This is a genomic window from Bacillus litorisediminis (assembly GCF_022808645.1).
GTDB classification, from domain to species: Bacteria; Bacillota; Bacilli; order Bacillales; family JC228; genus Bacillus_BF; species Bacillus_BF litorisediminis.
Map to the genome: position 1 here is coordinate 1 of NZ_JAKZKT010000094.1, position 4,051 is coordinate 4,051.

A 4,051-nucleotide genomic window follows, 5' to 3' on the forward strand; every position below is an offset into this window, starting at 1 on the left:
GCTGACTTCTAACTGTTCAGCTATCTATCGCTAGATAGGTTACCAAGAGTACTTGGCTTTCCAGTCAGATCTCCCCAGGTAAGAGTGCAATCTTTCCCTCCAAATATCTGCTTCATTTACTCTGTATCATCTTTGGCAGAAAGGACTTTGTTTTGTTATGCAAACTCATCCAATGATACCTAGCCTTATATGAAGTTCGTGTTCCTCAGACCGGAGGTTTGCCGCTCGCTTCCTTCAGATTCCGTGTCACCACGGACACCCTTGCGTTAAGCTACTGTTACTTCTGCCTTCACAGTTCGGGACTTTCACCCTATAGATTGCACCCATGCTGGGCGCACATAAAAAAGAAGGAGCGAAACATCTCCTTCTTTTTTATTATGCGTTCACATGCCCTAATACCCCAGCTGTTGCAGACATTCCAATAATCACACAAGCCCACATGTGCTTATAGGCGGTAACCACATTGTCACAAGTAAACTTGATTTGTGTTGGGGTAACCAGTTCCACTGTAGGAAGGGTGGTCGTCATATGAGCCTGATTCGGTGCTTTGAAGGTTAATTCAAAGGTAACCGGTCCTTCCATTTTTACTGTCTTCATTTTCTCAATCCCACGAACAGCTGCTTCTGCTTTTTCACGAATGATTTCGCGGGCTTTTTCTGGATGAAGCAGCTCAGCAGCGAATCGGTCAATCGCTCTTTTAACCACAGCAGCTTCTACATGCGGAAGAGTCTCCTTAACTTCTGATACATAAGCATCGTCTCCGCTAATGAAGATGGCAGGTACGCCAAAGTCTCCAGCGACATAAGAATTCATTTCCGTTTCGCCGACAACTTTGCCGTTGATCTTCATTTCATTTACACAAATGCCTGCCAAAGTGTGGCTGATCACTGTTCTTTCAGAGCCGCCTTCGCGACCGTGATGTCCAACGAACATAATTCCATCGAAGCTTTCATCTAAGCCTTCAAGCTGGCACATGACTCGATTATTTCCCGAAACTAGTCTTGCCCTAGGATCCAATTCCTCAATTAAAATGTTGGACATATTCCCATGTCCATCAGCCACGACAACCTCAGTAGCACCACCGTTAAAAGCTCCTTCTATCGCTGCATTGACATCATATGTCATTTGCTTCCGGAAACGCTGATACTCTCCATTGACACCTAACTGTTTGTTCGTCGCAACTCCTGAGATTCCTTCCATATCAGCCGAGATAAAAATTTTCATAAAAAGACGCTCTCCCTCTATTAATTTGTAAAAGTAAATTTAGATTCGCCATGTAATAAACGGACAAATTGCTTCAGTAAGTCTTTGGTTGCTTCTAAATCCTTAAGATCGATCAATTCAACTGGTGAGTGTGCATAGCGCGAAGGAACTGATAAAACTCCTGTCGGTACGCCTTTTTGACTAAAGGCCACGGCTCCCCCATCTGTGCCAATACCCGGGAAAACTTCCAACTGATACGGAATGTTTTCACGCTTAGCTGTTTCAACCAGTGCATCCTTCACTTTATAATGTGTAATCAAACTGAAGTCCATCACCTTAATGCCAACACCTGCTCCAATTTGCAGACTTTGGTCCATTGTTTCTTCAGGTGTGTCACTCACCGCAGTCGTATCCACCGCAATCGCAACATCAGCATAAAGGTTTTGCGAAGCCGTTTTTGCACCGCGAAGTCCCACTTCTTCTTGAACAGCGAACAGGAAAATAAGTTCACCCGCGAAATTCCGGTCTTGGAGCTCCTCTAATGCTTGCAGTAAAACCGCGCAGCCAGCCCGGTCATCGAGCGCTTTACCGATTACTTTTCCTGTTTTCTCACTGCCAGCGTATTTCAGTTGTTTTTTCCACGTGATTGGTGTACCGATTTCAACCCCCATTTCTTCTGCTTCAGCTTTTGAGGTTGCACCGATATCTATGTAAAGCTTTGCGTGCTTTCGAACTTTAGAAGGGTCATCAAATTTTACGTAATGAGCGGACATTGTCCCAATTACTCCATTGAGTTCTCCGGATTTAGTCATCACGATGACTTCTTGGGCTAATAGAATGCGGTCGTCATGCCCGCCCAATTTTTCAAATCGAAGCAATCCATTGGGTTCTATTTTTTTTACAATAAATCCAACTTCATCGATATGAGCTGTTAACAAGGTGGTTGGCCCTTCCTGATTTCCTTTAATACGGGCAATCACATTTCCAATTGGGTCAACTTCAACTGAATCCGTTTTTCCGATTAAGTACTCTTTTAAGAATTGGGATACAGCTGCTTCATATCCGCAAGGTCCATTAAGTGAGGTTAAGGTTTCTAGTAATTTGAACATACGATTAGCTCCTTTATTTGTTTAGATTCTTTTTGATAGATTCAGAGAAACATTTCGAAATTCGAAGTTTTGTAGTAAAGTATATATAAGGATTTTTTAAAAAGCAAGAATATTTCGTAGGTTAATAGGAGGCAACAGTATGATTGCAATTACAAATGCAACGGGTTTTAAAGGAGATGGCACAAAATTAGAAAATGTAACCATCTTAGTGAAGAATGGAAAGATTGAAGCAGTTGGGCACATATCTGTTCCTGAAGGATATCAAGTGTTCGATGTAAACGGGAAAGTGATTACGCCTGGATTGATTGATGTACATACCCATCTTGGTGTTCATGAAGAAGGTGTTGGCCGGGAAGGTGCCGATTTTAATGAAACAACCAGTCCGTTTACCCCCCAAGTCCGGGCCATTGACGGATTAAACCCGGAAGAATCAGGGTTTGCTGATGCTCGCCGTTTCGGGGTTACAACTGTACAGGTTATGCCAGGGAGCGCCAATGTAATTGGCGGTGAAATGCTCGTTTTAAAAACTGTCGGTAATGTAGTGGACGAGATGATTGTTAGAGAACCATCTGGTTTGAAAGCAGCATTTGGTGAAAATCCAAAACGAGTGCACGGACCAAAAGGTAAAATGCCGAACACCCGGATGGGAACAGCTGCAGTTTTGCGCGAGCAGTTGATTAAAGCACAAAACTATTTAAATAAACTAGAGAGAGGGGAACATGTCGACCGCGACCTGAGCTTAGAAAATATTGCGAAGGTACTAAAACGCGAGATTCCGTTACGGGTACATGCCCATCGCGCTGACGATATTGTAACCGTCCTTCGTTTAAAAAGAGAATTCGGTTTTGATTTAACCATCGAGCACTGTACGGAGGGTCACCGTATTGCTGAGTTTATCGCCAAACACAGTGACGTTCGCGTTTCCGTTGGCCCTACGATGTCGTCCCGCTCTAAGGTTGAGTTAGCTGATAAAGGCTGGCATACACTAGGTGCTTTGGCAGAGGCTGGCGTTCCGTTTTCGATTACGACTGATCACCCAGTTGTCGGGATTGAGCACCTGATGACAAGTGTCATTTTAGCGGTGAAGAATGGAATCAGTGAGGATCTTGCATTGCAGGCAGTTACCTTAAATGCAGCGCAACATTTAGGTGTTGAAGACCGGGTTGGTTCTATCGAAGTCGGTAAAGATGCTAATTTTGCGGTTTGGAATGGCGATCCGTTTGACTTGCGGAATAAGGTTGAAATGACGTTTATTAGTGGAGAGGTTGTATACGGAGGGTAAGTTGTATATAGGGGGTGGATGCGAAAAATAGGCTTTGCGGATTTATTGGGGGACTTGGTCTAGTGTACTTTCAGGGAGTGTAATATAAACTGTGTAAGTAAGGAATACGTACGGTTCCTTACTCACACAGTTTTTTATTTGATAGAATAATAAGTATAAAGCTAAAGGAGTGTTTTCAATGGGGAAATTGAAAAGAGATCCGAACTCCGTAGAATTAGCTAACAAGATTATCGAACAGTACCAAACTAAATCTGTAGAAGATATGCAAGAAGCATTAAAAGACATATTTGGCCCTATGTTTGAGTCGATGCTTAAAGGTGAAATGAATCATCATTTGGGCTATGAATCAAATGACAAGGGAGAAAAAGAAACAAGCAATAGAAGAAATGGATATGGCAAAAAGTTCGTGAAAACGACGACAGGAGAAGTTGAAATTGCGGTCCCCCGTGATCGTGAT

The 4,051-nt window shown here is 43.1% G+C and carries 4 protein-coding genes; 2 read left to right on the top strand and 2 right to left on the bottom strand.

Annotated elements, in window-relative coordinates; genetic code table 11:
- Positions 1 to 375 precede the first annotated feature (375 nt).
- On the bottom strand, positions 376 to 1,224 hold the full coding sequence (locus tag MLE14_RS21935; RefSeq protein WP_243300499.1) for a M55 family metallopeptidase: 849 nt from the start codon (positions 1,222 to 1,224) through the stop codon (positions 376 to 378).
- Between the two features lie 20 nt (positions 1,225 to 1,244).
- Positions 1,245 to 2,312 carry a M42 family metallopeptidase gene (locus MLE14_RS21940; RefSeq protein ID WP_243300500.1) on the bottom strand — a complete coding sequence of 356 codons (1,068 nt, stop codon included), beginning with the start codon at positions 2,310 to 2,312 and terminating at the stop codon, positions 1,245 to 1,247.
- Positions 2,313 to 2,451: 139 nt separating this feature from the next.
- Between MLE14_RS21940 and MLE14_RS21945 the strand changes: the two genes are divergently transcribed.
- Together MLE14_RS21945 and MLE14_RS21950 are read left to right on the top strand one after the other, a co-directional pair.
- Positions 2,452 to 3,594 carry an amidohydrolase gene (locus MLE14_RS21945; RefSeq protein WP_243300501.1) on the top strand — a complete coding sequence of 381 codons (1,143 nt, stop codon included), beginning with the start codon at positions 2,452 to 2,454 and terminating at the stop codon, positions 3,592 to 3,594.
- Positions 3,595 to 3,763: 169 nt separating this feature from the next.
- Positions 3,764 to 4,051 (top strand): transposase (locus MLE14_RS21950; RefSeq protein WP_243299746.1); only part of this gene is annotated, 288 nt, incomplete at its 3' end.

Coding starts and splice junctions, on each gene's coding strand:
- MLE14_RS21935 (WP_243300499.1), bottom strand. CDS start 1,224: ATGAAAATTTTTATCTCGGCTGATATGGAAGGAATCTCAGGAGTTGCG.
- MLE14_RS21940 (WP_243300500.1), bottom strand. CDS start 2,312: ATGTTCAAATTACTAGAAACCTTAACCTCACTTAATGGACCTTGCGGA.
- MLE14_RS21945 (WP_243300501.1), top strand. CDS start 2,452: ATGATTGCAATTACAAATGCAACGGGTTTTAAAGGAGATGGCACAAAA.